The 2,647-nt window shown below is 69.8% G+C and carries 2 protein-coding genes and 1 pseudogene; 1 reads left to right on the top strand and 2 read right to left on the bottom strand.

Annotation, left to right across the window (positions count from 1 at the left end; translation table 11 throughout):
• The coding region (locus DM816_RS41355; RefSeq protein ID WP_162908407.1) for a hypothetical protein at window positions 1-1,356 on the bottom strand (1,356 nt) is incomplete at its 3' end.
• 77 nt (window positions 1,357-1,433) lie between these two features.
• On the opposite strand from DM816_RS41355, the gene DM816_RS41350 reads away from it, so the two are divergent.
• Window positions 1,434-2,180: an arginase family protein gene (locus DM816_RS41350; RefSeq protein WP_117215877.1), complete on the top strand. Its 747-nt coding sequence runs from the start codon at window positions 1,434-1,436 to the stop codon at window positions 2,178-2,180.
• Here DM816_RS41350 and DM816_RS41345 read toward each other — a convergent pair.
• A pseudogene (locus DM816_RS41345) lies at window positions 2,169-2,647 on the bottom strand (amino acid permease); the annotation flags it as partial. The gene DM816_RS41350 and the pseudogene DM816_RS41345 sit on opposite strands and share 12 nt — an antisense overlap.

Raw genomic sequence — 2,647 nt, 5'->3', positions numbered from 1 at the left:
CACGACCGGTGGGTCGCCGGGGCCCGGCTGAGGGTCGGGTGTGGCCGGCTGCGCGCTGCCCGAGCCCGAGGCGGGATCGATCGGCGCGGGCTGCGCGCCGGCGGGCTCGCCGGACGCGGGCTGCGGCAGGCGTAGCACATAGTCGACCGCCGCGGTCACGAGGCAGATGATGAGCACGGCGCCGATGGCCGAGTTGATCAGGCTCAGCGGGCCGGAGACGGGGCGCCAGAAGGTGTCGAAGTCGCGCGGCCCCACGATCAGCCGCTCCAGCTCCCACAGCCAGGACGGGACGGCCTGTGCCACCACGAACGCGACGCAGAACAGCAGCATCGTCGGCAGCCCGGCCTGCTTGAGCAGGCGGAACCCGCGCACCATCGGCCCGAACCGGTCGCGGGTGTCGTTGCGCACCGGTTGGAGCGCCTTGCGCGCTGCCGCCGGGAGACGCGCCAGACCCCGGCGCACGGGCTCGAGCTCGGCCGGGTCGTCGTCGGCCGCGTCCGGCGACACCAGCTTGTGTCCATAGACGACACAGCCGATGGTGAGCCAGGCGATGGGCACGACGACGAGTGCGTCGAGCGAGCCCAGGATCTCGCCGAACCAGCCGACGACCGCCTCGGCCACCCCCGACAGCGGCCCGAACAGCGCGGTGAACCGGTCGACGAGGCCCGCGAACCAGGCGACCACCTTGCGCTCCACGGTCCAGTCGTAGACAGTCCCGGTAAGCCCGGCCACGGAGGTGGCGCTCAGCGCGATCCAGGTCGCCTCCAGATAGCCCCGCCCCAGCCCGAGCGCGACATGGTCATGCTTCTTGGCGATCTGGCCGAGCAGCATGCGCAGCAGGATGGCCGCACCGATCACGAACACCAGCGAGGTGTCGATGTGCTGTGGCAGACGCTCGATGATGTCGACCGCGGACGGGTTGTTGATGCTGTCGGGGTTGGCCAGGACCTCCTGCTCGAAGATGGCGTAGCGGTAGTTGGCCTCGTCGTCCTTGAAGTAGTCGTAGGCCGCGTAGACCGCCAGGAACGGCACGAGAATGCTGGCGTAGTGGGCCCACACACTCGTCTTGGCGTCGGCGTCCGCACCGGTTGCCGGCGGCGGATCGGGAAGCGACGCCCGCACCGTGCGCATCATGAGCACCAGTGCGGTCAGCATGCTCAGCGGCACCAGTGCGAACACGACCAGGCCGACCGCCTTGTGGATCTCGCTGGCCGCGGCCGACACGTCGATAAGCAACCCGCGCGCCATGAAGCCGGCCAACGCCAGCACGAGCAGCGTCGGCCAATGGCGCCAGAGCAGACGCGCCGCCGAGATGACGACCGCGAACGTCTGCCTGAATGCTGAGGGTGGCGGCACGGGATGCAGGCTAGCGCATTCCTGCGACATTTTGCGGCCGCCCTTTTGGGCCCCACCGTGATTGTTAGGGTTGCGGCGTGCCGATCCTTTTTGTTCCATACCATCTTGACGAGTACCAGGCAGAGCTTCGCGCCGCGCTCCCGCCCGGCACCGACACGACCGAGGTGACCGCGCAGTTGCCGCCCGGCGCCGATGTGTGGGGGCGCTTGACCGCGCTTTACGAGACGGTGGCCCGTGAGGTGGCGCACGCCGACGAGAAGACAGTTGTTTCCGGCGACTGCACGATTTCGATAGCCATGGCAGCGGGCCTGCAACGTGCGGGCCTCGACCCGGCGATCGTCTGGTGCGACGCCCACGGCGACGTGCAGACGCTGGAGACCACCTCATCGGGCTATCTGGGCGGCATGGCGCTGCGGCTGCTCATGGGCTACCGCGCCGACCTGCTCGCCGGGCGGCTGGGTCTGCGCCCGCCGTCGGAAGACCGCGTGGTCCTCGTGGACGCGCGCGATCTCGACCCGCCCGAGGCGGAATACCTGGCTTCGTCCCGCGTGCGGCACGTGTCCGTCGCCGACCTGCCGAGCATCGAGCTCCCGTCCGGGCCGATCCTGCTCAACCTCGACCTCGACGTCATCAACCCCGCCGAGCTTCCCGGGCTGCGCTATCCGGCGCCTGGTGGCCCCGGCATCCCCGCGGTCCTTCAAGCCGCGCGCACGGTCCTGGCCACGGGTCGCGTGGCCGCGGTCAACATCGCGTGCACGTGGGACCCGAGCCGGCCCGACCCGGACGGGGCACGGCGACGCGTGTTGTCCGAGCTATTGGCGTGACACGTCCGAGGGCGCGGGCAACGCCACACCGGCGGTCGCTTCGGCGCCGAGACCGATGGTGGCATAGACCTCGGGCTGCTTGGACCGCAACACCAGCCCCCACCCCGCTCCGCCGAGCGCGAGCGCGCCGAACAGCGCGGGGAAGACCCAGCGCAACGGGCTGTCCGGCGCGACGGCGAGCAGGTTGTGGAAGTCTCGCGTCACGAAGAAGAGCAACACCGCGAGTGCCACGGCCGACACCGCCGGCGCCAGCGCCCAGCGCCACAGGGGTTCCCCGCCGCCCGCACTCCGTCCGAAGTAGACAATGACCGCGAGGCTGGTCGCGATGCACAACGACAGCACACCGAACCCACCGAGCGCACCGCCCCAGTAGAACAACTGGTTGACCGGATCGAGGCCCTGTATCGCATAAACGATGATGACGATCAGCGACAGTCCACTCTGGAGCATCGACGAGATCTGCGGCG

This window comes from Allorhizocola rhizosphaerae (genome assembly GCF_003426775.1).
Classification (GTDB): Bacteria; Actinomycetota; Actinomycetes; order Mycobacteriales; family Micromonosporaceae; genus Allorhizocola; species Allorhizocola rhizosphaerae.
The sequence above is the reverse complement of the archived record's forward strand: the minus strand, read 5'-3'. Positions and strand labels throughout refer to the sequence as shown.